This is a genomic window from Flagellimonas taeanensis (assembly GCF_003584105.1).
GTDB lineage: Bacteria > Bacteroidota > Bacteroidia > Flavobacteriales > Flavobacteriaceae > Flagellimonas > Flagellimonas taeanensis.
In genome coordinates, this window is sequence record NZ_QXFO01000010.1 from 16485 (window position 1) to 41479 (window position 24995).

Genomic DNA, 24995 nt, shown 5'->3' on the forward strand with positions numbered 1-24995 from the left:
GCCATGAAGGTTCACAAACAAAGTTCGATTATTACCGTTGTTCCGGTGGGCTCTCCATTTTGGTCCGTCTTGTCAATGATCTGGTAGCCCTTGGCCTTCCCGCCCAAGGCATTTAGGCGTAGGGAGGTGACTTCCATCCCTCTTGACCTTTTTTCCGCAACGAATTTTTGCTTTTTTCTTGTGACGCTTTCCGGCCTATGCCGTTATCATCCACAATGCACAAAAGGATTTCGCCATGCTTTTTAAAACTGATGGTCAATTTTCTTTCCCCCTCATTTTTCGGCAACAACCCATGGATTATTGAGTTTTCAACAAATGGTTGCAGGGTCATGTATGGAATTTCAATTGAACTGGTATCCAGATCTTCATCCACAAGTATTTCATACGAGAAGTTTTTATCAAAACGGAGGGATTCCAATTCCAAATAATCCTTGAGCATCTCTATCTCTGCATCAATGGTGGCGTTGGGTTCAATGGATCCTTCCAGAATATTGCGCGTCAAATGGCTGAACCTGGAAAGGTATCTAAGGGATGATCTAATATCATTTTTAATGATGAGATTTTGTATGGAACTAAGGGCATTGAAAATAAAATGGGGATTTATCTGTGCCCTGAGCGCCTTGTTTTTTTCATCGAGAGCCTTCTGTTGGAGCAAGATATTCTCCCTAAATTCCAGATGCACCTTATAGTTGAGACCAATGGTGAAGATGATGATTTCAAACGAGCATCCGATCAACAAGTAATACCTACTGTTGAGCAGCAGGCCATCCTCGGGATCGGCAAAATAGATATGCAATACATAGGAGATTATAAAACTGAACGATGCGGCAATCACAAAATAGGCCAGGACATTTTTTGCGTTGAACCCAAGATAAATGAGACCGAGTGTGGAAAGGCTTAAGATGACATGCGTAAAACTTGAGATCATATAGTTCAGACCCGCCATGTAATCCATGAAATAAAAGATAACGATGACCACAATGGGCAAAAAAATCGATGCCATTATCACATACATCAAAGAGTGGACCTTGGGATAGTCCTTTTTGGTACGCAGGTAGTAGATGAAAAACATACCGTAGGCAAAATTGGCCAACAATAGGGAGCCTTGGGAAAACCAGTGGTGCAACAAGCGGTTTCCACTAAAAATATGATCGTACAAGCTCAGGATATCCCCAGAAACATAAAAGAAAAGAATCAGGATATAGATGGAATAAAACAGGAACTCAAGCTTTCTCAGGTAGAAGTAAAAACTGATTGTGGAAAGCCAAATGATCAGGCAGCCCCCTGCAAAGGCATAGTACGGCCATAAGCTCTTCAGGTCATCCAGGTCTAATTTTTTTACGGAGGAAGATGTCAAAAGCGTAAAATTCCAATTTTGGAGCCTTTCCGAGAAGGTGATCCGTTTGGCCCTTATATAGAGGTACCTGTGGTCAATTAAATTATCTGGGCTGATTGGGGTTTCAGAATAGTAGTTCGTCAAGGGTATTTCTGTTCCTTGGGTCCGATGATCAAAAAGACCGATAGCGCGTTTTGAAACGTGGTCCTTGTCCCAGAAATAAAGTTCCCCAAAGTCAAAGGAATTGAACTTTAGATAGAAGGTGGAATCTTTGTACAGGGACGAAACTTTGTCCTTGAAATCCAACTGTACCCAATAAGTGGATCTATGGTTGGTTTCTTCCGAAGGGCCAAGGGACTTAAACACTCCACTTTTGATAACTTGACCGAACGCAGTGGAGTCGCTCTCGCTTTTTAACACCTTAAAAGGGATATGTGGCCCATTTTGGGCCATTCCCTTAACCACTAGGCAAAGACCAATGATCAACAACGATCTTTTTAAAACGTTCCTTTTCACAATGAACCTAAGAATGCGGAATTGCCAATACAATTTCCCAAATATTTTCGAGATACACATCAACTCAACGAAAAAGGTTTGGATATTGCGAGTGCCCATGAATTGAAAGTCCGAAAAACTTTACATTAGCGTATGCTTAGTACGATCAAACACATGGGGCAGTTCCTTTATCGCATATGGTTTTATCTGCTGGTGGCCGTTCCCATCTTCCTCTTCTTCCCCTTTTTGCTGTTGGCAACACTGTCGGAACGAACCTATCCCCAATTCTTCTGGATGGCACGTAACTTATGGGCCAGGCCTATTTTGTTCGGCATGGGATGTCTCCCGAAGATAACCAGGGAACAGCAGATGGAAAGGGGCGAAAGCTATATGTTGGTGGCCAACCATGCCAGTATGTTGGACATCATGTTGATGTTGGTAGTGAGCAGAAATCCTTTTGTGTTTGTGGGCAAGAAGGAACTGGTAAAGATTCCCATTTTCGGGTTTTTCTACAAAAGGGTCTGCATCATGGTGGACAGGGAGGACATACGCAGTCGAACCAGGGTCTACCGTCGGGCACAACGAAGGTTGGACCAAGGCCTGAGTATCTGTATATTTCCAGAAGGGGGGGTGCCGGAGGAGGAGATTGTTCTGGACGGCTTCAAGGATGGTGCCTTCAAAATGGCAATTGCCCATAAGATCCCAGTGGTCCCCATGACGTTCCATGACAACAAAAAAAGGTTTCCCTTCACCTTGAATCATGGTGGCCCTGGACAGGTAAGGGCAAAGGTGCACCGCTTTTTTGAAACGGGTATTCTAAGCATGGAGGACACATCTACCTTAAGGGAAGAAGTGAGGGAAGTTATTTTGAAAGAGCTGCTAAAACCTTGACCGATGGTTGGGTTGGGCAAGATGGGGCTATAAAAGCTTGGGAAGCTCCAAGGTAATTTTTCGTCTACCATTCGAAGGATTGCCCACTGAGTTTTTAATGTTATAGCCTTTTACCGTGTTCAAGAGATTGATCTGGTCCTGCCATTGTAGGATGCCTTCCCTGTAGCCTGACAGATTGTTGGCCGGTTCCATCTTCTGTGAACTGTGCAAAATATCCAGCACGACCGAGGCATCGGTTACTTTCAGCAGCACCTCAAAATGTTGTCCCTTTTGTTGATGGGACATGGCACTCTCAATGATGTTCTCAAAAAGGGTCTGTACCACCAGTGAAGGGATGGTGGCCTCTTCCAGATTATTTGCGTGCCCTTGGACCGAAATATCATAATCGAACAGGCCATCATAGCGGAGTTTTTGCAGATTAAGATAGGAATGCAACATATCTATTTCCTCTCTAAGACTGACACTTTCCTGCCCCAATTGCCCCAAATAAAATCGGATGAGCTTGCTGAACATGGACAAATATTCCATGGCCAGTTTCTTTTTCTCGGAAGTGACAAAGTATTGGATGGAATTCAGTGCATTGAAGACAAAATGGGGATTGAGTTGGGAACTCAAGGTCTTGAATTTGAGCTCAACCATTTCTTCCTTTATCTGGATGAGTCGCTCCCGCTCTTCCATCAAGGCCTTGCAGTCCCGCACACTTTTGATTTTTATGGCGGATATGGAGGCGATTGCCGAAAGCATTTTAAGATGTCTTTCGGTAAAGAAACCCGGTTCGGGATGTTCACAGTCGATAACCCCATAAAGTACCCCGTCACAGGTGATCGGCACACAGATTTCCGAAAGTCTAGCGGTGCCATCCTTGATGTACCGAGGGTCTTTTGAGGTGTCGTTTACGATTTCTGCCCTGGAAGTTTGGGCCACATGTCCGGATATGCCCTGTCCCATGGGGATTTCCATGGGCCCGTTTGAAATGTTCAAAGTGCTCTTTGGGCCATGTGCCGCTTTTGGCACCAAACGGTCACTGTTATTGTCAACAAGGTAGATGATGCAATCTTCAAACCCCAATTTGGAGATACAGTTCTTGGCCATATCCCAAAGAATATCCTCTTCGCCTTCTTTTCCCAAAAGCGATTTTGAAAAATAAATGAGAACATCTTCAAACCGATCGTGTTCCACAATATGGAGGTTAGTATTTGGTACTCAAAGTACTAAAAATTTGCGAACGGATATAGCAGAAAAAAAGTGCCCCGCCAAAAGAACGGAGCACTATGTGATTGCATAAAGGAGCAATCTTCCTAACCAACCTTTTGTTTCCTAAAACTTAAAACTGACGCCACTATACACCCCGATGGAAAAGGGTTGGAACACGCCGGCAGTATTGGAAAAGGTGTTCAATTGGTACTTGAACACGGGTTCTATGTTTAATTGCACCTTTGGTGAAAAGTCGTAATTGAGGCCCATACCCACATTGGCACTGAAGTTCACGGAATTTGCATTGTTCGCCTCACCCACTTCGGTGACCAGATCTTGGGATTCCAACAGCACGGAATTGTCCACTAGGAACAGGGAACTGAACCCGCCGATGAGGTCCACGCCAAATTTTTTGTCGACCAAGGCATAGTTGATTTCCACGGGCACTTCGATATAGCCCAGCTGTTGTACCATTTTTCCGTCCAGAGCGGGAAGGGCGTTCAGCACTTCTTTGGAATCTGAAACGATTGGGCTACTATAGGACTTGTTGGCACTTTGGACCACGATGCTCTCTGAATTTTGGCGGTAATCGATATTGGCAAACATCTCGTTCGAGGAAGACCTCAATGTTGATGAGAACACCACATCATTGGTATCATAACCATAGTTCACTTTGTGTACCCCTGAGCGGATTTTCACCTTTTTTCCCACTTCGTAGGCCACGGTAAGGCCATAGCTCAGGTTGAAGTTCCCCGATTTGGAGTTGGACGAGAAATCGGAATGTATGGGAGACCCATTGCCGGAAGCACCAAAATATACAGGGGCCACGGATGGGCCAACAGACCATTTTCCGGAATTGCCCTGTGCAGCGATGAGCTCTTCTTCAGCCTCCTGCTCTTTGATGGCATCAAAGATGGATTTTTTGCCGGACTCCTCTTTTTGCTTCTCTTGCTCCTCGTTCAGGGCAATGGCCTGCCCTTCTTTTTTGGCCTGCATATCGGAACCATTCTGTTTTTCCAAGGATTGGTTCTTGGCATTGTTGAGCGCGATGGCGTCCTTGTCATTGGATGTCTTACCCAACAGCACGTCTTGTTTGGAAACCTTGTCCTGGTCGTTGCTGTTTCTTTTTTGGACATTATCCGTGACCGCTATGGTCTCTTTGTTGTCTGGGCTTTGGATGTTGGGAGTAGTTATCCTTTCATTGGGAGCTGTTTTTTTATCGGTTTGGGCCACTTGGCCTTTAGAATTTGTATGGAAATCCCCATTGTCTGAACTTTGCCGGCCTTGGGTCTTGGAGGCGACATTTTCCTCAGAGGAACCGGCCAAACCTTCTGTTGCGGTAGTATTGACAGGGTCATTAAAATCTGAGGTACCGGCTTTTTTGTCGCTCGAGTCGGGGCCTGTACCATTTTCCGTATCGGTAATGGTCTGCTCCACATCTTGTTTTTCATCCGTGCCAAATGGGCCGATCACATACAATAGTACGACCAAAGCTGCGGCGACTCCCCCAAGCTGCCACCATATCGGGACCATGCGTTTCTTTTGTTTCTTCTTGTCCAGGGATGCCTCTATGGCTCTCCATACCTTTTCGTCCGGGGCCTCATGATAATCCCGAAAGGTGTCCCTAAACAATTGCTCTACATTCTTTTTCCCCATTGTTAAGTTCTTTAAGCAATGTTCATTTTCTCTTTTTCTATTTTCTCCCTCAAAATGGTCTTGGCCCTTGCCAAATTGGACTTTGAGGTCCCAGTGGATGTCCCCAACATCTCACTGATTTCCTTGTGGCTGTATCCGTCCAAGACATAAAGGTTGAACGTCAGCCTATATTTGTGCGGCAGTTCCTGTATGTATCCCAAAAGGGTGGACAGGCTAATGTCCGCTTGATCTGTTTCCACCTCGGCATCGTCCTCTATTTCTTCGGAAACAACGTTGAGGTGGTTTTCCTTCCTGTATTTTTGGAGCACGGTGTTGACCGTTATCCGCTTGATCCATCCTTCAAATGAACCTTGAAAACTGTACTGGTCTATCTTGTTGAAAATGGTCATGAAACTATCGTGCAGATTGTCCTCTGCCTCGGTCTTGTTTCTTGAATACTTCAGGCACATACCGAAGAGTACACCCGAATACCTTTGGTATAGCTCGGACTGCGCCTGACGTTTCCCCTTTTTACAATTATGTATCAGCTCTTCAAGATCCAAATGTTGGTCAATTTTGGATTGTTGCTATTCAGTTTGTGGGTTCCGGATTTACCGGGACCGTATATTCCAGATAAATAGGTTCTTCATTTTCGTCTTCTCCGGCATAGAACCTGAAATGATATTCGCCGGTATATATCACGTGAAACTTTAAAGTGGCCACTACCTCCGTAACTTCTTGGGTACAGGCAGCGTCCTCATCCACGAGAACGGAACCGATTACCACCACGTCCCGGTCCGTCTGATCGGTCCTTGTCACATCAAACCCTTCAAAGAAGGTGCAACTATTGGGTCTTTGGTAAGTAACCTCAATGTCGTAGGTCTCTCCGAACTCAAAAGATTCGGGAACATCAGCTTCCACTACATTTAGGGCTGCAAAGTAAAAATTTGGGGAATCATCGTCCAGATCACAGGAACTGAGCCATGAGCATGCCACAAACAATAAAATGGGCACAAGCACTTTTTTCATATAAATCCTTTTTTATTCCCTAGATGTACAGTACAGTCAAGGGTTGCGTAGGATTTTCACAACCAAAAGTTAATTTACCCAGATGGGTTTGCAGGCTTATTTGCTTACAGCGGCTATGGCCTCCTTTATTTTGACCTCAAGTTCTTCGGAAAGTTCGGGATTGTCGATGAGCAGGGCCTTGACGGCATCACGCCCCTGTCCAAGCTTGGTGTCGCCATAGCTGAACCAGGAACCACTTTTTTTGATGATTTCGTAGGCCACACCCAAATCCAGGATTTCCCCGATCTTGGAGATGCCCTCTCCATACATGATATCAAACTCGGCGGTCTTGAAAGGAGGGGCCACTTTGTTCTTCACCACCTTCACTCGGGTCTTGTTCCCCTGTACTTCGCCGTCGGTGTCCTTTATCTGTGTGGAGCGCCGAATGTCCAATCGGACAGAGGCATAGAACTTAAGTGCATTTCCTCCTGTGGTGGTCTCGGGGTTTCCGAACATTACGCCTATTTTTTCCCGCAATTGGTTGATGAAGATCACGGTACATTTGGTCTTGCTGATGGTAGAGGTCAATTTTCGGAGTGCTTGGGACATCAAGCGGGCATGAAGCCCCATTTTGGAATCGCCCATTTCGCCCTCGATCTCACTTTTTGGGGTAAGTGCGGCAACAGAATCCACAATCACGATGTCGATGGCACCGGACCTGATGAGGTTTTCGGTAATTTCAAGTGCCTGCTCCCCATGGTCGGGCTGTGATATGATAAGGTTGTCGATATCGACACCCAGTTTTTTGGCATAAAAACGGTCAAAGGCATGTTCCGCATCGATAAAAGCCGCAATGCCCCCTGCCTTTTGCGATTCGGCAATGGCATGAAGGGTCAGGGTCGTCTTACCGGATGATTCCGGACCATAGATCTCGATGACCCGGCCCTTTGGATAACCGCCCACCCCAAGGGCAATGTCCAATCCCAACGATCCGGAAGGAATCACCTCCACATCTTCTACCACACTATCGCCCATTTTCATTACGGCACCTTTGCCATAGGTCTTGTCCAGTTTGTCCAAGGTGAGTTTAAGGGCTTTCAGTTTTGCTTCTTTCTCGTTGCTCATGGTTTTTAAATAATTAGGAAGGCTAAAATACCATTTCTTTCTTCATACGACAAAAGCCACGCAACCTTTTTGATTTTATCGAATCTAAGGAGTACTAACTCATATCGATAGGGCCTCGCGGGGTCCGAAATGGCAAGGAGGGAGAAAAATTACGCTTTGAAAAAGAAAAGGAATTTGTTTAAAAAAGGGTCCATTTATGGGCCCTTTTTCGTTGCTGCCCGGAAGAATCCCTATCTTTGTGGCCATTTTTATTGAAAACCATTCTTTAACTTAAATTATTGGTATAGCATGCAACTGTACAATACCTTAAGCGCAAAGGAAAGGGAACAACTCATTGAAGAGGCCGGCAAGGATCGGCTCACCATCTCTTTCTATAAATACGCACACATCGGCAATCCACAGATCTTGAGGAACCATCTTTTCATTGCTTGGAACGAAATGGACGTGTTGGGCCGTATCTATGTGGCCTACGAGGGGGTCAATGCCCAACTTTCCGTTCCAGCCGATCATTTTGAAAAGTTCAAGGCGCATTTGGACAGCATTTCTTTTTTGGAAAATGTTCGTCTGAACATTGCCATCGAACAGGACAACAAATCCTTTTTGAAATTGAAGGTGAAGGTCAGAAAAAAAATCGTTGCGGATGGACTGAACGACAACACTTTTGACGTGACCAACAAAGGAATCCATGTGGGGGCCGAACAGTTCAACGAACTCATCGAGGATCCGGACACCGTGCTGGTGGATATGCGCAACCACTACGAAAGCGAAATAGGCCATTTCAAGAACGCCATCACCCCCGATGTGGATACGTTTAGGGACTCATTGGACATCATCGAAAGGGATTTGGCCGACTTTAAGGAGGACAAAAAACTGGTAATGTACTGCACGGGCGGAATCCGTTGCGAAAAGGCCAGCGCCTACTACAAGCACAAAGGTTTCAAAAATGTGTTCCAGTTGGAAGGCGGAATCATCGAGTACACCCGCCAGGTGAAGGCAAAAAATCTGGAGAACAAATTTTTGGGCAAAAACTTTGTTTTTGACCACAGGAGGGGGGAACGCATATCCGAGGACGTGATTGCCCATTGCCACCAATGTGGGAAACCCTGCGATACCCATGTCAACTGTGCCAACGAGGCCTGCCATCTACTTTTTATACAGTGCGAGGAATGTGCTGCGGCCATGGACAATTGTTGCTCGATGGAATGCAAGGAAGTGCATGCATTGCCCTATGAGGAACAAAAAAAACTACGGAAGGGCAAAGGGGCCAGCAACAAGATTTTCAAAAAAGGACGCTCACCTGTATTGAAATACAAGAAGTAGCATTTCACCACTGCAACAAATTGTGCTATATTTACATTTGAGTAATTTTTTATGAACCCTATTGAGGTTGTTCTAAAAAAATAAGGGCACATAAATGTTACATCGAGTTGTTATCCTGAGCGTAGTCGAAGGAGCAGTTGGGATGTACATTCAGGATTCAGTTGCTCTCGACCGCAATCGAACCGACAACGATTTTTTTAAGAACCTCAATCAAGATACAAAATATGGCGTGTAGCAGTTGTTCAACCGGCAAGGATGGACAACCGCGTGGTTGCAAGAACAATGGTACTTGCGGCACTGATGGTTGTAACAAGCTAACGGTCTTTGACTGGCTTTCCAATATGTCGTTGCCCAACGGTCAAAAACCTTTTGATTGCGTTGAGGTACGTTTCAAGAACAGTAGAAAGGAATTTTTCAGGAACGAGGAAAACCTTCCCCTGTCCATTGGCGATGTCGTGGCCACCCAGGCCAAATCCGGCCATGATGTGGGCGTGGTGACCCTTACCGGCGAACTGGTACGGGTGCAGATGAAGCGGAAAAAAACCGCTCCCGATGACAAGACCCTTCCCAAGGTCTACAGAAAGGCCACCCAAAGGGACATCGATATTTGGCAAAAATGCCGCGACCGTGAAGAAGAAATCAAAAAACGCTCTCGCGAAATAGCCATAGCCCTCAAACTTGAAATGAAACTCAGCGACGTGGAATTCCAGGGAGATGGATCAAAGGCAACTTTTTACTATACGGCCGAGGACCGTGTCGATTTCAGGCAGCTCATCAAGGACATGGCCAAGGCCTTCCAGATCCGCATCGAGATGCGCCAGATTGGTTATAGGCAAGAAGCCCAACGTTTAGGAGGAATTGGTTCCTGTGGACGCGAGCTTTGCTGTTCTACATGGCTCAGCGATTTCAGGTCGGTCAGCACGGCATCTGCAAGATACCAGCAACTGGCCTTGAACCCCCAAAAACTAGCAGGGCAATGTGGAAAGCTCAAATGCTGCCTCAACTATGAACTCGACGTGTATCTGGAAGCCCTCAAGGATTTCCCTCCGCAGGACAGCAAGTTGATGACAAAAAAAGGACTGGCCTTCTGCCAAAAGGCAGATATCTTCAAGGAAACCCTCTGGTTTTCATACAAGGACGAACCAGCGAACTGGCATCCCCTGACCAAACAACAAGTATTGGAAATTTTGGAGCTGAACAAGAAAAACGAGAAAGCCCCCACCCTAGAGGAGTATGCAGAGGAGAATACGACCAGCGAGGAAAAAACGGCATATGAAAATGTAGTGGGAGAGGATAGCCTTACCCGTTTTGACAAGCCGAAGAGGAACAGCAAGCGCAGAAACAAAAAACGCAGAAACAACAAATCCAAAGCAAGACCCGATGCGAAGTAGCACTTTGTTTCTTCTTACAGTAATCCTTGCACTGGCTTCATGCAACGATGCACTTGTTTTTTCCGAATACATACCGATACGGGACGGCAAATGGGAAATGGATGATGCCGTACATTTTCAAGTTTCCGGGTTGGACAGCACACAGACCTATAATATGTTCATCAATATTAGGAATGACAACACCTTTCCCTTCAGCAATCTTTTTTTGATTACCGAACTGGAACACCCAGACGGCAATACCATGAAGGACACGTTGGAATACCGTATGGCAGAACCCACAGGGGAATGGCTGGGCAAAGGTATGGGTGGCGTCAAGGAAAATAAACTTTGGTACCGTGAAAACGTCGTTTTTCCAATGGCCGGCGTATATAAGGTGAATATTTTGCACGCTATGCGCAAAAATGGAGACGTTGAGGGACTCTCTGTGCTGGAAGGCATCACAGATGTTGGTTTGGAAATAGAAAAAGCACCCAATAATTGATTAATGGCAAAGACAAGTCAAAAGAAAAAGCAAGGCTACTTTAAGTTCATAAAATGGTTTTGGATCCTCTTTGGGGCCGGTGTTCTGTCGGTCATACTGATTTTTTTATTGGCGTCATGGGGAGCGTTCGGTGAAATGCCCACTTTTGAACGTTTGGAAAACCCTGAGACCAATTTGGCCACCGAGTTCATCTCTTCGGATGGAGAGACTTTGGGCAAACTCTATCTAGACGATAATAGGACCCCCATTGCCTATGAAAATCTTCCTGAGAATTTGGTAAATGCCCTAGTGGCAACCGAAGATGCCAGATACTATGACCACTCTGGAATTGACGCCAGGGGAACCTTAAGGGCATTGGTGTTTTTAGGGAGCAAGGGAGGCGCCAGCACCATATCACAGCAGCTGGCTCGACAACTTTTCGTAGGGATTAGGGCGAAAAACTGGACCAAGTACACCCAAAAGATCAAAGAATGGGTCATTGCTACCCGTTTGGAACGAAACTATACCAAGGAAGAGATCATTGCCATGTACCTCAACATCTATGATTTTGGGTACAATGCCGATGGCATACGTTCGGCGGCCCGGATTTATTTTGGAAAAGAACCAGCAGAACTGCGAACAGAGGAATCCGCTGTTTTGGTGGGGATGCTGAAGAATTCTTCTCTGTATAATCCGATGAGAAGAAAAGAACTGGTCCTCAACAGAAGAAACACTGTTCTAGCCCAGATGGCCAAATATGGTTATATCACTGAAAAAGAGAAGGATTCCCTTCAGGCATTGGAGATGAAGATCAATTTCAATCCAGAATCCCACCGCGAAGGATTGGCGACCTATTTTAGGATGTACATGCAAAAGTTTTTGAACGTTTGGGTGGACCAGAACCCCAAACCCGATGGTGAAAAATGGAACATTTATCTGGATGGCCTGAAGGTATATACCACAGTGGACTCCCGTATGCAGCGCAATGCCGAAGAGGCCGTCCAAGAACACATGAAAAACCTACAGGCCGAATTTTTCCACCAGAACACACCCGATAGGAACCCCACGGCGCCTTTTCTGGACATAGAAACCTTCGAGATAGACAACATCATGGAACGGGCCATGAAAACCTCACCTAGATGGCGGGCCATGAGCCGCGAAGGAAAATCCGAAAATGAGATTCGGGCCTCTTTCAAACAAAAGACAGAAATGACTGTTTTTGATTGGAACAGCGATTCGTTCGAAAAGGATACCATAATGACGCCGATGGACTCCATTCGGTACTATAAGACCTTCCTGCGGACGGCCATGATGTCTATGGAACCTCAAACAGGACACGTAAAGGCCTGGGTAGGGGGGATTGACTACAAACACTTTCAGTACGACAATGTGATCCAAGGGGCCAGACAAGCCGGATCAACTTTTAAGCCCTTTGTATATGCTGCTGCGATAGACCAGCTTCGCTATTCCCCATGCTACACCCTGCCGGATAACCAGTACTGCATCGAGCCCGGAAAGCATGGAAACCTTGAGGCGTGGTGCCCCAAAAACTCCGATGGCAAATATTCGGGAGAGAACATGACGCTGAAAAGTGCATTGGCCAACTCCGTGAACACCATTACCGCCCAATTGATTGATCGTGTAGGTCCGGGTTCGGTGGTGGCCATGGCCAAGAACATGGGACTTAACCGTGATATTTTGGAAGTGCCGGCCATTGCTTTGGGAACCCCTGAGTTCAATGTATATGAAATGGTGGGGGCCTATGGTACATTTGCCAACCAAGGAGTGTATGTGAAGCCCGTCATGGTCACTCGTATCGAGGACAAAAACGGGACCGTGCTCTACGAATATACCCCAGAGACCAAAGATGTGTTGAGCAAGGATGTGGCCTACGCCATGATCAATTTGATGGAAGGCGTAACCCAATACGGATCGGGAGGAAGGTTAAGGCACGCCTATGCCAAAAACCAGGCCATGTACAAGGAAATCATTACGGGATACCCCTACGAACTTAACAACCCCATAGCAGGAAAAACTGGGACTACCCAAAACCAAAGTGATGGTTGGTTTATGGGAATGGTGCCCAATTTGGTAACCGGGGTTTGGGTCGGTGGAGAGGAAAGATCCATCCACTTTTCAAGACTGTTATATGGACAAGGAGCATCCATGGCATTGCCCATTTGGGCATTGTATATGAAAAAGAACTACGCCAACGAAGAAATTGGTGTCTCCAAGGATGCCTTTGAGGTGCCCGAGGAAATGTCCATCAACATAGACTGTAGCAAAGAATCACAAGACAATCAGGACGATTTGGATACAGACGACGACCTGGACGACCTTGATTTCTAAATAGGACATCTGTTCAAAAACTTTTGCCCCAAGCAAATTGCAATTTGCTTGGGGCTTTTTTATTAATATCGTAATTTCAAGCAATCCAAAATTCGAATGGAATGATCAAGAAGACAGTTGCCCATGTGGAGGAAGCCTTGCATGGTGTTGCGGACGGTATGACCTTCATGTTGGGAGGATTTGGCCTTTGTGGCATCCCTGAGAACGCCATAGCCGAACTGGTCCGGTTAGGGGTAAAGGACATCACCTGCATCTCCAATAATGCCGGGGTGGACGATTTTGGCCTGGGACTACTTTTACAAAAGCGGCAGATCAAGAAAATGATATCTTCCTATGTGGGCGAGAACGACGAGTTTGAACGGCAGATGCTGAGCGGTGAGCTGGAGGTGGAACTTACGCCACAGGGCACTTTGGCGGAGAAATGCCGTGCCGCCCAATCCGGTTTCCCGGCCTTCTATACACCCGCAGGCTTTGGCACCGAAGTGGCCGAAGGCAAGGAGACCCGGGAGTTCGATGGAAAAATGTATGTGTTGGAACCCGCTTTTAAGGCCGATTTCTCATTCGTGAAGGCCTGGAAGGGTGATGAGGCCGGCAATCTTGTCTTTAAGGGCACAGCGCGCAACTTTAACCCCTGTATGTGCGGAGCTGCCACCATCACGGTAGCCGAGGTAGAGGAACTCCTCCCGGCAGGTAGCTTGGACCCCAATGAGATCCATATCCCTGGCATATTTGTGCAGCGCATTTTCCAAGGGAAAAACTATGAGAAACGAATTGAACAACGAACTGTTCGACAACGGGGCTAGTGTCCCCTTAAGGGGACTTTAGGGGTGTTTTACAAAAAGAAGAAATATGCTAGATAAAAACGGAATAGCAAAGCGAATCGCAAAAGAGGTCCAAGATGGCTACTATGTCAATTTGGGGATAGGTATTCCCACCTTGGTGGCCAATTTTGTAAGGGACGACATCAGTGTGGAGTTCCAGAGCGAGAACGGCGTACTGGGCATGGGTCCGTTTCCATATGAGGGCGAAGAGGATGCCGATATCATCAATGCGGGAAAACAGACCATTACCACCCTTCCGGGGGCCTCCTTTTTTGATTCGGCCCTCAGTTTTGGCATGATCCGCGGCAAGCATGTGCACCTGACCATATTGGGGGCCATGGAAGTGGCGGAGAACGGGGACATTGCCAATTGGAAGATTCCCGGTAAGATGGTCAAAGGTATGGGAGGTGCAATGGACCTCGTGGCCTCTGCCGAAAACATCATCGTGGCCATGATGCACACCAATAGGGAGGGGGAGTCCAAACTCCTAAAAAGATGCACGTTGCCCTTGACGGGAGTGGGCTGTGTAAAGAAGATCGTGACCAACCTAGCTGTTTTGGAGGTCGTTCCGGAAGGTTTCAAGCTGTTGGAAAGAGCCCTTGGAACGAGTGTTGAGGAAATAGTGGCTGCCACCGAAGGAAATCTTATTGTGGAAGGAGAAATCCCCGAAATGAACATTTAACAATTATCTTCGGTTTTTTTACAACATATTAAAACCATTACGCAACAATAGTTTTAAATTGCCGTTTATCGGATTTATATTTGGTTATATCGATTTTTTCACCCAAATTAAACCATTAAAACCAAACAACCATGGCATTCAAAATTACCCACAGAGCAATGGACGAGAATGTCCAAGTCTACAGAAACGATTTTTTTACAGGATTCATGCTTTTGATCAAAAAGCTTTTTATGCTGTAGTTCAGTATCCCCCTGAAAAATTTGGAGCCGGACAAACGTCCGGCTCTTTTTATGTCCTATTTTTTGTATTCCCCAATACCGCTTTCGCCTAGACCTTTAGCAAAGTACCCAAGAACAGAGAGTCCCCTTCCACAAGCAGTTTGTGGGCAATCGAATTTTCAAAGGCCGCATGGATGAGCAGCGCAATGGCCTGGGCATTCGTCTTGGTCAGGCTATTGGTGCGGTAGACCACATCGCGAATCGTGGAGAAGCTCACATTGCTACGAATCGCAATATTGGCATAGTCGTTTTTTGAAACATTCCTGCGAAGGATTTCGGATAGCCGTTCACTGATCGGTTTTCCATAATCTTCTGGTGAAAAGATGTCATCGCTCTTGATGACAAAGCCTGCATTTTTCATTGAGCCCATTCCGAAGGTTTTGTGGTCCGTTAATAAATGTGTTGGGGTCAGATCCTATTTTCTATATTTGGCTTGTAACCCAATTACAGAAAGTAGTGAAATTGCTGCAGCTATATCATATTGCGTAACAATATTGCACAATATAATAATTATATGTACACAATAAAGCAATTAAGGCGAAAAAAAGATATCAGTCAATCCCAACTGGCAAAGGAAATAGGTGTCAGCTTGCGTACCATACAGCTGTACGAAAGGAAAGATGCCAACATTCCCATAAAGAACCTCACCAAGATTGCCGATTTTTTTGATCTCACCATTGCCGAACTCTATCTCCACGAAGTGAACGATATGGGGGAGGCCTATACCAAAAAGCAGCCCTTTACCAAACATGGGAGTGTGTTCTACCCATTGAGCCACGGAAAATATTTGGTCATGGCACCGCTGGTACTCGTGGAATGGAGCAAAAAATACATAGAAAACCTCAAGGAGGACAGCGTAAAGAATCCATTCCAGGCAGGTTTTATTGTCGATTTTTTGAACGAGGAGCCCCATCGGGTTTTTGAGGTGTCCGGTGATTCGATGAACGACTCCACTATGGATGCTATTCCCAACAGGGCCTTTGTACTGGCACTGGAAACCAAAAAGGAAACCTTGACCAAGAACGATGAAAACCTATGGAACCGCTCCTACATTTTGGTCTGTTCGGATAGGATCATCTGCAAGCAACTCATGGGTTACAACAGGCAGACGAATGCATTGCAGTGCCACAACCTGAACACATCCCCCGAATATCAGGATTTTGAGGTTTCCATAAATGACGTGCTCCAGGTGTTCCGGGTCATGAAAAAGCAGATTTGACCTGCTCCAAGTGGGTGAGCACTTCATCCAAACAACGGTCCAGGTCCTTTTTCACCTCTGTTTCCCAAAAGCGGAACACTTTATAACCCATTTCGTCCAGAGCGTCGTTCACCTCCTCATCCCGTTGGATGTTACGCTCTATTTTCGCGATCCAAAACTCTCGATTGGTCTTGATCTTGTCCTTTCGTTCCTCCCAATTGTACCCGTGCCAGAATTCCCCATCGATAAAGATGACGGTTTTATATTTTTTTAGGGCGATATCCGGCTTTCCTATGAGTTTTTTATAATCAATGCGATACCGATAGCCCGCCTCCCACAACGCTTTCCGAAAGGCCAATTCCGGCTTGGTGTTCTTGCCGCGTATCTTGCCCATGATCTTGGAACGCTCCGGCGTGGTGTAGAAACCCGATTCTTCATTGAACCGAGGCACTTTGATACGTTCCTGTTGATATTTTTTGGGCATAGTACAATTTACAAAGGTTTCAATGAAAAATGGAGAGTTGTTTTGTCATTCTGAGTGAGCGAAGCGAATGAAGAATCTCCATCATACCTTAATGTTTTGGTTAATCAAGGTCCCTGAGCGTAGTCGAAGGGACCGGCATCAGCATTCTCCTTAGGTAATAAAAAAACCCAAATTCCATCCGGAATTTGGGTTTTGTAATTTGATATGTTGAACGCTTATCCCTTCAAGGAAGCGGATAGGTATTCGCGGTTCATACGGGCAATGTTGGTCAACGAAATGCCTTTGGGACATTCCACTTCGCAAGCACCGGTATTGGTACAGTTTCCAAAGCCTTCCAAATCCATTTGGCGCACCATGTTCTGTACGCGTTCCACCGCTTCTACTTGGCCTTGGGGCAACAGGGCGAACTGGGAAACCTTGGCAGAGGTAAAGAGCATGGCGCTGGCATTCTTGCAAGCGGCCACACAGGCACCACAACCGATACAGGTAGCGGCATCCATGGCCTCGTCCGCAGCATGTTTGTTGACCGGAATGGCATTTGCATCCACAGTGTTCCCCGAAGTGTTCACGGAAATATAACCGCCAGCCTGTTGGATACGGTCAAAAGCACTTCGGTCCACGATCAAATCTTTGATCACCGGAAATGCTTTTGCACGGAACGGTTCGATTACAATGGTATCGCCATCGTTGAACTTACGCATGTGCAACTGGCAAGTGGTAACCAATCTGTCTGGACCGTGTGGTTCTCCATTAATTTGAAGGGAGCAGGTTCCGCAGATACCTTCCCTACAGTCGTGGTCAAATTCAACGGGCTCCTCTCCTTTGGAAACGAGCTCTTCGTTCAGGATGTCCAGCATTTCCAAGAAAGACATATCCCCTTCAACACCGTCAAGGGTATAATCCACTATTTTTCCTGCTGAGGATGCGTCTTTCTGACGCCATATTTTTAAATGTAGCTTCATCGCTTCGCTATTTATAACTCCTTGTCTTCAGTTCAATATTCTCATACACCAAATCCTCTTTGTGTAATTTGGCATCCTTGGGCTCGCCCACGTATTCCCAAGCAGCCACATATTTAAAGTTCTCATCATCACGGAGCGCTTCGCCCTCTTCGGTCTGGTACTCTTCACGGAAGTGTCCTCCACACGATTCGTTTCGGTGCAGGGCATCCTTCGCGAAAAGCTCGCCCAATTCCAAGAAATCTGCCACCCTTCCAGCTTTTTCCAACTCTTGGTTTTTGGAATTGATGCTGCCAGGAACCTTCACATTTTCCCAAAAATCCTTGCGCAGTTCCGCAATCTCCTTGATGGCCTCTTCCAGCCCTTTGGCATTACGGGCCATACCACATTTGTTCCACATGATTTTGCCCAGTTTTTTGTGATAGTAATCCACGGAATGGATACCTGAACCGGACATCAATTTTTCCATGCGTTCACGGACCTGTTTTTCAGCCTCGTCAAATGCTTCGGAATCCGTTGGGATTTTACCGGTCCTAATGTCTTTGGAGAGATAGTCTCCGATGGTATAGGGCAGCACAAAATATCCGTCGGCCAAGCCTTGCATCAGTGCGGAAGCTCCCAAACGGTTGGCCCCGTGATCGCTAAAGTTGGCTTCACCGGCAGCATAACAACCGGGGATGGTGGTCTGTAGGTTATAATCCACCCAAAGTCCGCCCATGGTATAGTGCACTGCGGGATAGATTTTCATTGGGGTCTTATATGGATTCTCGTCCACGATTTTTTCATACATCTGGAAAAGGTTTCCATATTTGGCCTCGATGACTTCCTCTCCCAATTTGATGATGGTGGCCTCATCGGGATCTTTGATACCCGAAGTCATGGCCTTTTCTTTTCCATACCGTTTGATGGCGGAGGCGAAATCCAAGTACACGGCCTCTCCGGTCTTGTTCACCCCGAATCCGGCATCGCAGCGCTCCTTGGCGGCCCTGGAGGCCACATCACGAGGCACTAGGTTACCAAAGGCAGGATATCTTCTTTCCAAATAGTAATCACGGTCTTCTTCGGCAATTTGCGTAGGTTTCAATTTTCCTTCGCGAATGGCAACGGCGTCTTCCATTTTCTTGGGCACCCAAATACGTCCATCGTTACGGAGCGATTCGGACATCAACGTCAACTTGGATTGATGCTCCCCGGACACCGGGATACAGGTCGGGTGGATTTGTGTGTAACATGGGTTGGCGAAGAAGGCTCCTTTGCGGTGTGCCCTCCAAGCAGCCATCACGTTGCTTCCCATGGCATTGGTGGAAAGGAAGAACACGTTTCCGTACCCTCCTGTGGCCAATACCACGGCGTGGGCACTGTGCCGTTCAATTTCTCCGGTAACAAGGTCACGGGCAATGATTCCCCGGGCCTTTCCGTCTACCAAAACCAAATCCATCATCTCATGACGGGTATAGGATTTGATCTTGCCACGGTTGATCTGTCGGTTCATGGCAGAGTAGGCTCCCAACAGCAATTGCTGGCCTGTCTGTCCCTTGGCATAAAAAGTTCTGGAAACCAAAACCCCTCCGAAGGAACGGTTGTCCAAAAGCCCCCCATATTCGCGGGCAAAAGGGACTCCTTGGGCCACACATTGGTCGATGATGTTTCCGGATACCTCGGCCAAGCGGTAGACGTTGGCCTCACGGGAACGGTAATCCCCTCCCTTTATGGTGTCGTAGAAGAGACGATAGTTACTGTCGCCGTCCCCTTGATAGTTTTTTGCTGCATTGATACCTCCTTGCGCTGCAATGGAGTGCGCCCTTCGGGGAGAGTCCTGATAGCAGAACGTTTTAACGTTATAGCCCAACTCGGCCAGGGTGGCCGCTGCGGCACCTCCTGCCAATCCTGTACCCACAACAATGACATCGATGTTCCTTTTGTTGGCAGGGTTTACCAGGTTGATGTCGTTTTTATGTTTGGTCCACTTGTCGGCCAAAGGCCCTGAAGGAACTTTTGAATCCAATATGCCCATACTTAATGTGTTATTGGGTTAAGGTGATGATATAGGGCGATGAATGCAAAGCCCAAGGGAATGACCACCGAGAATATTTTAGTGAATGTTTTTACAGCAGGGGTGTACTTGTTGTTCCATCCCATGGTCTGGAAGGAAGAAGCAAAACCGTGCCACAGGTGAAGGCTCAATAAAACAAATGCTATAATATAGAGAATCGTTCTCCAGGCCGGGGCAAACTTCTCCACGGTTTCATGGTAGTAACGTGTAGGATCTTCGGGGGACACCTCGATATACTTGTAGGCCATCTCGTGCACCCAAAAATCATAGAAATGGAGGGCCAAAAAGGCGAGCACCACCAATCCGGAATAGATCATGTTTCTTGAAACCCAAGGCGCATTGGCACTGCCCTTGTACTTCACATAACTGCCGCCCCTTGCCTTTTTGTTCTTGATCTCCAAGGCAAAGCCCATGGCAAAGTGCACGATCACCCCAGCAATCAAAATGGGCTGCAGTACAAATTGGACCAAGGGGTTGTACCCCATAAAGTGCGACCAAGAATTAAAAGTGTCAGGGTCAATGACCGAGGTGATGTTAATGGTAAAATGTTGTGTAAGAAAAACAACCAAAAAAAGACCCGAAAGTGCCATTACCACTTTGCGGGCAATTGAAGATTTTATCAATCCACTCATTAGTGCTGGTTTTGAGACAAATTTACGGCACGATCGAGTTTTTAACAAGCAATAAACAGCACGAAACCTCTTATTTAGAAACGTTTTAAGGAAAGAACGGGTCCACAAAATCAAAAAAAAGCCCCATAGGGGCTTGTTCGATTAAGGGTGAAATAGTTAAAGAGCTCGTGTTCAACCACTTATTTGGTAGCAAAGACCACCTGAAGGGTATAAATATATTCCCCCACTGGGCGGTCGTAATAGATGGAGGTCTCTATTTGTTTGCCCATAAACTGGTTGTCCTCTACTGCTTCAACAGGCCCAAGTTCTTTCCCTAGGGCCAATGCTATGGCATTCGCCTTGGCGGTGGCATCTTTTAGGGCCATTTCACTGAGCGACCGTGCCTCATTGGGGTCGATTTCCAAAATGGCAACGGCGTTCAAGCGTTGTACCCCCAAAGATCTTATCCCCAGAAAGTCCCTCATCTTTTCCACCGAGGTCGTGGTGAACTCATAGACGGCACCTTCCTTGTCATAGCCCATGGTCTCGAAACCAAATTCGTGTGGAGTCTCTTTAATCTCGTCCCAAGCGATGCCATGCGACTCCACGGCCTTTTTGTAATCTGATTTTAACTGCTTCAGGTCGATGCCATCGGGCAGATAACTAGTAAAGGCAGTGCTCAGGGAAACGGTGGCCTTATAGATGGGGGATGGATCTATATGGACGGCCTTTGCACTTACTTTGATGGTGGTGTTTTCCTCTTGGGCCGTACCCATCAATGGCAAAAAAGCCAATAAGATGTATGTTATAGGTTTCATAGTTGTGGTGTTAAAAGAACCCAGCCAAGAATGGCGGGGGCACTGGGTTTTACTCTGGAATGTTGAAATGGGCCACAATCTCTTCGTAGCTCATTTGGGAATAGTCAGTAGCCATCTTACCTGCTGCAGGGATCCCACCGGGAATGATGATGTAACGGTAATCATCATAAAGGGGAATCTCAATGTCCGAACCATCAATGGAAGCGATCCTAATGACTATGTTCTGGTTCAAAGCATTGATTGAAAATTCATAATGTTGCATACGTAGGCCATAAATCGATTTGGGCAATGGATGGATAGTGGTTGAGATAGAAGTATATCTGCCATATACTGCAATGAAACCATTTGCCTTCACTTCATCCGTTAACGCTTCCACATTCGGAATGCTGAAGTAGGCATTGATGTCCGCAATCGGGGATTCAAAACCGGAAGGAATCCAATCCGAATAGATAACGTTGGCGGTTCCGGTTTCCCCTTGGGAGCCTTGCGGACCTTCAGGTCCTTGCTCCCCTTGAATGCCCTGTGGTCCAGTGGCACCGTCCTCCCCATCGTCGCCAGAGCAGGCCAGAAAGAGGGTTGCCAATAAGCCCAATAAGAAGATTTGACTTTTCATGTGTGTCAATTTTAAGTGTTGATAGTTGGGGGAACTTGGGCTATCTAGGATGTTATTCAGGAATGTTGAACAATTCAATCACCTCTTCATAGCTCATCTTGGAAAGGTCCATGTCGGGCGTCAATTTTCCAGAAGTGGAAACCCCACCTGGAATGAGCACATATCTGTATTGTTCCAAATAGGAGCCATCCCCTACACTTTCGCCTTCTTCGTTGGCATGGACCGTAATCCTAATATTGTCGCTTGTTGCCACAAAGAAGTAAGATTGCTGTCTGGCAGCACCAAATACAATGGGAAGCGGATAAACAACATTGCCATCCCCAGGAAGCTCTATTCTTCGGCCATATACCAGAATGGTTCCAAGGTTCAACATGTCTGGACCGATTTCAGGAGCTTCGATGTCAAAAGAGGCCGATGAGGCGACGATACTGTTCCCCAATTCGGTATCTACCCAATCGGAATACATTACATTGGCGGTGCCGGGATCTCCTTGCTCTCCTTGGGCACCCTGCTCACCTTGTGGACCGGCTGGGCCTGCGGGACCTTGCTCCCCTTGTGGGCCGGTTGCACCATCTTCACCGTCTTCTGACGAGCAGGAGGTGACCAATGCCATGGACAGGGCCATAATCAAAATAGTTTTGACAGATAAAACATTTGTTTTCATGATTTTCAAATTTTTTTTGGGTTTCATGGGGCCAAATTAGGATCAATCCTGCCATGGAAACTTTCAATTATTACCAAGGGCATAAATGGATTCGTCGGCAACCCTTTTTTGTGTATGGAACACCATTTCTTCCTATTTTTAGGAAATTTCCCATCCATACGGTATAACTGTCGTACATACACCTTTTTAGGTCAAGTATCATTAATGTGGGAAGGCGTTTTGCTTCTATTTTTAATTTGGGACAAAGAACACCAGAGTTATGAGGGCAATCATAGTTGACGATGAGGTTGCGGCAATAAACAGTCTTTCCTGGGAATTGCGGAAATACCCCGATTTCATTTCCATTATTGAAACGTTCACTTCCCCGAAGGAGGCCATTTCGGGCATCAATTATTTGAAGCCGGACTGTGTGTTTCTGGATATCGAGATGCCGGAGATGAGTGGGTTCTCGCTTTTGGACAAACTGGAATACCGGAATTTTGCCATTGTGATCACCACGGCATACAACCAGTATGCCATCCAGGCCATCAAGGAAAGTGCGGTGGATTATCTGCTCAAACCTGTGGACCAGGATGATATTGCCGGGGTCATAGAGAAATTGAAGAAGTTGAATGGGCAACAGAGCTTTCAACATCAGTTCGAGCAGACTTTTGAGGCGCTTTCCCGTGCCAGTGCCCCCCAGGTGGTCCAAATCCCAGTGAGTGGGAAAATCTTGTTTTTGAGGGTGGCCGATATTGTGTATTGTGAGTCGGAGGGGAACTATTCCAAGGTGTTCTTGGAGTCCGGGGAACAGGTTTTGGTCTCCAAGAAACTTAAGGAACTGGAGGACCTTTTGCCCAGCCGCATATTTTTCAGGATACACAATTCCTTTATCGTGCACTTGCTCAAGGTGGACGAGTACATACGCACTGATGGGTATCTGGTGCTTTCCAACGACCGAAAGATCCCGGTATCCAGAAACAAGAGAGAGGCCTTTCTACATCGGATGGCCCAATAAAGATCGACTATGCTCAAAGGCCTGATGGACTTCTTCAAGGAAAGCAACCAAAATGGGTTTGGGTTCTTTGTGGTGTCCGTTCTTTTTTACCTCTTCGTGTTTTTCCTGATCCAGTTTTTTCAGCACAAAAAACGATTCTACCTTTTCTATGCCCTATATGCCCTGGTCACGGGGCTCACCCTGATCAAATACGTGGATGGGGTGTTTTTCAGCGATTTTGCACATTCATCCGCAGGGAGGACCTTTGTGAGATGGTTCCACTATCCTTCCCAATGGATGGCCTCCTTCCTGTTCACCCTCTTCATTTTGGAGATCATGGGTTTCAAAAAGGACTATCCGAAGTTTGTGAAGTTTGTGCATTGGGGCTATTTTGGGTTGGCCCCTTTTTATTTTACGTTTTGGGCGATGTACCTGGTCAACCCCAGATCCTACCTTATCGATTATTGTGAGGTATTTGTACTGTTGCCGTTGAACTTGATTGCCTTTGTATGGGGATTTTGTCTCGTGCTCAAGCAGAACAGGATCATCAAATGGTATATCCTGTTGGGGATGTCCTCGCTTTTTGTTTCCTATCTCATCATTTCACTCTATTCCATCAAGACGAAGACTGCAAACACGGAGACCCTGTATATCTTTTATTTGGGTGTGCTGTTCGAAAGTCTGTTGTTTGCGCTGGCCATAGGGCTGGAACAAAAAATGGTCTATAAGGAAAAGGCCCATGTCCAGAAAAAGTACATTGAACAGCTCGAGGAAAACCATACCATCAAGGAAAGCATCAACAGGGCCTTGTCGGACGAGCTGGTGCAGACAAAGGCAGAGATAGAGGGGTTGAGTTCCGAGGCGCAGAAGGAGCGCACGGAGAAATTGGCCATCAAAGTGGAGAACAAGTTTGCCCAGCTGCGTTTGGATGCGCTTCGCAGTCAGATGAACCCCCATTTTATCTTCAATGCCCTGAACTCGATCAAATCGTACTTTATCGAGAACAACCAGGAAAAAGCCATTTATTATTTGGGAAGGTTCTCCAAACTGATCCGTGGCATACTGGAGAGCTCCCGAAAGGACCTCATCACCCTCGAAGAGGAACTGGGTATCATCAAAATGTATGTGGAAATAGAGAGCGACCGTTTCAAGAACGGCATGGAGTACGCCTTTGAGTTGGACGATTCGGTAGAGGCCCAACAGCTTCTTGTGCCCTCCCTCTTATTGCAGCCCTTTGTTGAAAATGCCATTTGGCATGGGCTTTCCACCCGAAAGGGAAAAAAGAGATTAAGCCTTAAAGTGGAACTATTGGAGCCTTCGAACGATTTACGGATCACCATAGAGGACAATGGCATCGGAAGACGGGCCTCACAGCTGAGGAACAGCCAAAACCCACTGAAGAGCCAATCGCTCGGGCTCTCCATCGTAAATGATAGGCTGGACTTCTACTCAAAAAAATACGCAGGCGATTTCCATTTTTTAGTCGAGGACCTTGTGGATGCATCGGGAAAGGCATTGGGCACAAAAGTGGTCGTTACCCTGCCCCGATTGCTATTGGAAAATCACTAAAGCTGAAAGAAATTTTCAAAACGGCACCGAAATCCAAAAGATTTGTCCGAATTTGAACGGACAAA

The 24995-nt window shown here is 46.5% G+C and carries 25 protein-coding genes; 10 read left to right on the top strand and 15 right to left on the bottom strand.

What is annotated here, in order from left to right; all coding sequences use genetic code 11:
• Positions 1 to 11: 11 nt before the first annotated feature.
• Complete coding sequence (locus D2V93_RS18880) at positions 12 to 137, bottom strand: hypothetical protein (RefSeq protein ID WP_262696651.1); 126 nt, start codon at positions 135 to 137, stop codon at positions 12 to 14.
• Positions 113 to 1822 (bottom strand): sensor histidine kinase, encoded by a 1710-nt coding sequence (locus D2V93_RS04410; RefSeq protein WP_182849939.1) that lies wholly within the window; start codon positions 1820 to 1822, stop codon positions 113 to 115. Before D2V93_RS04410 ends, D2V93_RS18880 begins: the two co-directional genes overlap by 25 nt.
• Positions 1823 to 1984: 162 nt before the next feature.
• Between D2V93_RS04410 and D2V93_RS04415 the strand changes: the two genes are divergently transcribed.
• Positions 1985 to 2722, top strand: a complete 738-nt coding sequence (locus D2V93_RS04415) for a lysophospholipid acyltransferase family protein (protein WP_119618560.1) — start codon at positions 1985 to 1987, stop codon at positions 2720 to 2722.
• Positions 2723 to 2749: 27 nt separating this feature from the next.
• Here the strand turns inward: D2V93_RS04415 and D2V93_RS04420 are convergent, their stop codons facing one another.
• The 5 genes from D2V93_RS04420 to recA all read right to left on the bottom strand — a co-directional run bounded on the left by D2V93_RS04420 (position 2750) and on the right by recA (position 7684).
• Positions 2750 to 3901, bottom strand: coding sequence for a histidine kinase (locus D2V93_RS04420; RefSeq protein ID WP_245978092.1), 1152 nt, complete (start codon positions 3899 to 3901; stop codon positions 2750 to 2752).
• Positions 3902 to 4039: 138 nt separating this feature from the next.
• Complete coding sequence (locus D2V93_RS04425; protein WP_119618561.1) at positions 4040 to 5572, bottom strand: outer membrane beta-barrel protein; 1533 nt, start codon at positions 5570 to 5572, stop codon at positions 4040 to 4042.
• Between the two features lie 11 nt (positions 5573 to 5583).
• On the bottom strand, positions 5584 to 6114 hold the full coding sequence (locus tag D2V93_RS04430) for an RNA polymerase sigma factor (protein ID WP_072876654.1): 531 nt from the start codon (positions 6112 to 6114) through the stop codon (positions 5584 to 5586).
• A 28-nt stretch (positions 6115 to 6142) separates the two neighbouring features.
• On the bottom strand, positions 6143 to 6580 hold the full coding sequence (locus tag D2V93_RS04435; RefSeq protein WP_119618562.1) for a hypothetical protein: 438 nt from the start codon (positions 6578 to 6580) through the stop codon (positions 6143 to 6145).
• 96 nt (positions 6581 to 6676) lie between these two features.
• Complete coding sequence (recA, locus tag D2V93_RS04440) at positions 6677 to 7684, bottom strand: recombinase RecA (RefSeq protein ID WP_119618563.1); 1008 nt, start codon at positions 7682 to 7684, stop codon at positions 6677 to 6679.
• A 288-nt stretch (positions 7685 to 7972) separates the two neighbouring features.
• On the opposite strand from recA, the gene trhO reads away from it, so the two are divergent.
• The 6 genes from trhO to D2V93_RS04470 all read left to right on the top strand — a co-directional run bounded on the left by trhO (position 7973) and on the right by D2V93_RS04470 (position 14707).
• A complete protein-coding gene (gene trhO / locus D2V93_RS04445) occupies positions 7973 to 9004 on the top strand; it encodes an oxygen-dependent tRNA uridine(34) hydroxylase TrhO (protein WP_119618564.1) in 1032 nt (343 codons plus the stop codon).
• 224 nt (positions 9005 to 9228) lie between these two features.
• Positions 9229 to 10395: a PSP1 domain-containing protein gene (locus D2V93_RS04450; protein ID WP_072876663.1), complete on the top strand. Its 1167-nt coding sequence runs from the start codon at positions 9229 to 9231 to the stop codon at positions 10393 to 10395.
• Positions 10385 to 10876, top strand: coding sequence for a gliding motility lipoprotein GldH (locus D2V93_RS04455; protein WP_072876665.1), 492 nt, complete (start codon positions 10385 to 10387; stop codon positions 10874 to 10876). Before D2V93_RS04450 ends, D2V93_RS04455 begins: the two co-directional genes overlap by 11 nt.
• A 3-nt stretch (positions 10877 to 10879) precedes the next feature.
• Complete coding sequence (locus D2V93_RS04460; protein WP_119618565.1) at positions 10880 to 13204, top strand: penicillin-binding protein 1A; 2325 nt, start codon at positions 10880 to 10882, stop codon at positions 13202 to 13204.
• 101 nt (positions 13205 to 13305) lie between these two features.
• Positions 13306 to 14007, top strand: a complete 702-nt coding sequence (locus D2V93_RS04465) for a CoA transferase subunit A (RefSeq protein WP_119618566.1) — start codon at positions 13306 to 13308, stop codon at positions 14005 to 14007.
• A gap of 46 nt (positions 14008 to 14053) precedes the next feature.
• Positions 14054 to 14707, top strand: coding sequence for a 3-oxoacid CoA-transferase subunit B (locus tag D2V93_RS04470; protein ID WP_119618567.1), 654 nt, complete (start codon positions 14054 to 14056; stop codon positions 14705 to 14707).
• Positions 14708 to 15034: 327 nt separating this feature from the next.
• On the opposite strand, the gene D2V93_RS04475 is transcribed toward D2V93_RS04470, so the two are convergent.
• Positions 15035 to 15355: a hypothetical protein gene (locus D2V93_RS04475; RefSeq protein WP_143070656.1), complete on the bottom strand. Its 321-nt coding sequence runs from the start codon at positions 15353 to 15355 to the stop codon at positions 15035 to 15037.
• Between the two features lie 144 nt (positions 15356 to 15499).
• Between D2V93_RS04475 and D2V93_RS04480 the strand changes: the two genes are divergently transcribed.
• Entirely contained in the window at positions 15500 to 16204 is a 705-nt protein-coding gene (locus D2V93_RS04480; protein ID WP_119618568.1) for a helix-turn-helix domain-containing protein, read from the top strand.
• On the opposite strand, the gene D2V93_RS04485 is transcribed toward D2V93_RS04480, so the two are convergent.
• From D2V93_RS04485 to D2V93_RS18945, 7 genes are all read right to left on the bottom strand, one after another.
• The gene (locus D2V93_RS04485; protein WP_119618569.1) at positions 16185 to 16667 is read right to left on the bottom strand and encodes a very short patch repair endonuclease; all 483 of its coding nucleotides are present in this window, start codon (positions 16665 to 16667) and stop codon (positions 16185 to 16187) included. The genes D2V93_RS04480 and D2V93_RS04485 overlap by 20 nt on opposite strands.
• Before the next feature lie 215 nt (positions 16668 to 16882).
• Positions 16883 to 17629 (bottom strand): succinate dehydrogenase/fumarate reductase iron-sulfur subunit, encoded by a 747-nt coding sequence (locus tag D2V93_RS04490; protein ID WP_119618570.1) that lies wholly within the window; start codon positions 17627 to 17629, stop codon positions 16883 to 16885.
• 7 nt (positions 17630 to 17636) lie between these two features.
• Positions 17637 to 19640, bottom strand: a complete 2004-nt coding sequence (locus tag D2V93_RS04495) for a fumarate reductase/succinate dehydrogenase flavoprotein subunit (RefSeq protein WP_072876681.1) — start codon at positions 19638 to 19640, stop codon at positions 17637 to 17639.
• A 2-nt stretch (positions 19641 to 19642) separates the two neighbouring features.
• Positions 19643 to 20311: a succinate dehydrogenase cytochrome b subunit gene (locus D2V93_RS04500; protein ID WP_119618571.1), complete on the bottom strand. Its 669-nt coding sequence runs from the start codon at positions 20309 to 20311 to the stop codon at positions 19643 to 19645.
• A 179-nt stretch (positions 20312 to 20490) separates the two neighbouring features.
• Positions 20491 to 21108 (bottom strand): SIMPL domain-containing protein, encoded by a 618-nt coding sequence (locus D2V93_RS04505; protein ID WP_119618572.1) that lies wholly within the window; start codon positions 21106 to 21108, stop codon positions 20491 to 20493.
• Between the two features lie 49 nt (positions 21109 to 21157).
• A complete protein-coding gene (locus D2V93_RS04510; RefSeq protein WP_119618573.1) occupies positions 21158 to 21721 on the bottom strand; it encodes a collagen-like protein in 564 nt (187 codons plus the stop codon).
• 52 nt (positions 21722 to 21773) lie between these two features.
• Complete coding sequence (locus D2V93_RS18945; RefSeq protein WP_220473619.1) at positions 21774 to 22385, bottom strand: collagen-like protein; 612 nt, start codon at positions 22383 to 22385, stop codon at positions 21774 to 21776.
• A 259-nt stretch (positions 22386 to 22644) separates the two neighbouring features.
• On the opposite strand from D2V93_RS18945, the gene D2V93_RS04520 reads away from it, so the two are divergent.
• Together D2V93_RS04520 and D2V93_RS04525 are read left to right on the top strand one after the other, a co-directional pair.
• Positions 22645 to 23382 (top strand): LytR/AlgR family response regulator transcription factor, encoded by a 738-nt coding sequence (locus D2V93_RS04520; RefSeq protein ID WP_119618574.1) that lies wholly within the window; start codon positions 22645 to 22647, stop codon positions 23380 to 23382.
• Positions 23383 to 23391: 9 nt separating this feature from the next.
• Complete coding sequence (locus D2V93_RS04525) at positions 23392 to 24930, top strand: sensor histidine kinase (RefSeq protein ID WP_119618575.1); 1539 nt, start codon at positions 23392 to 23394, stop codon at positions 24928 to 24930.
• Positions 24931 to 24995 lie beyond the last annotated feature (65 nt).